Source organism: Planotetraspora kaengkrachanensis (assembly GCF_016862895.1).
Taxonomy (GTDB): domain Bacteria; phylum Actinomycetota; class Actinomycetes; order Streptosporangiales; family Streptosporangiaceae; genus Planotetraspora; species Planotetraspora kaengkrachanensis.
This window is the reverse complement of sequence record NZ_BONV01000097.1, coordinates 1-517: the sequence shown is the minus strand read 5'-3', so window position 1 is coordinate 517 and position 517 is coordinate 1. Positions and strand designations below refer to the sequence as shown.

At 65.0% G+C, this 517-nt stretch carries 1 protein-coding gene; it reads right to left on the bottom strand.

The window, feature by feature from the left end; genetic code table 11:
- Positions 1 to 517, bottom strand: a 517-nt coding sequence (locus tag Pka01_RS40515) for a DNA-directed RNA polymerase subunit beta (RefSeq protein ID WP_444544171.1), incomplete at its 5' end; no start/stop codon positions are given.

The following is a 517-nucleotide window of genomic DNA, read 5'->3' as shown; positions in this document are numbered from 1 at the left end:
TCAGACCTCTTCGACGCTGCTCGGCTCACGCCGGGACAGGTCGATGCCGAGCTCCTCCGCGGCGCGGAAGACGTCCTCGTCCGTGTCCCTCATCTCGATGGACATGCCGTCGCTGGACAGCACCTCGACGTTGAGGCACAGCGACTGCATTTCCTTGATGAGGACCTTGAAGGACTCCGGAATGCCCGGCTCGGGGATGTTCTCGCCCTTGACGATGGCCTCGTAGACCTTCACGCGGCCGAGCACGTCGTCGGACTTGATCGTCAGTAGCTCCTGCAGCGCGTACGCCGCGCCGTACGCCTCCATGGCCCACACCTCCATCTCACCGAAGCGCTGGCCGCCGAACTGGGCCTTACCGCCGAGCGGCTGCTGGGTGATCATGGAGTACGGACCGGTCGAACGCGCGTGCATCTTGTCGTCGACCAGGTGGAGCAGCTTGAGGATGTAGATGTAGCCGACCGAGATCGGGTGCGGGAACGGCTCACCGGAACGGCCGTCGAACAGCCGCGCCTTGCCG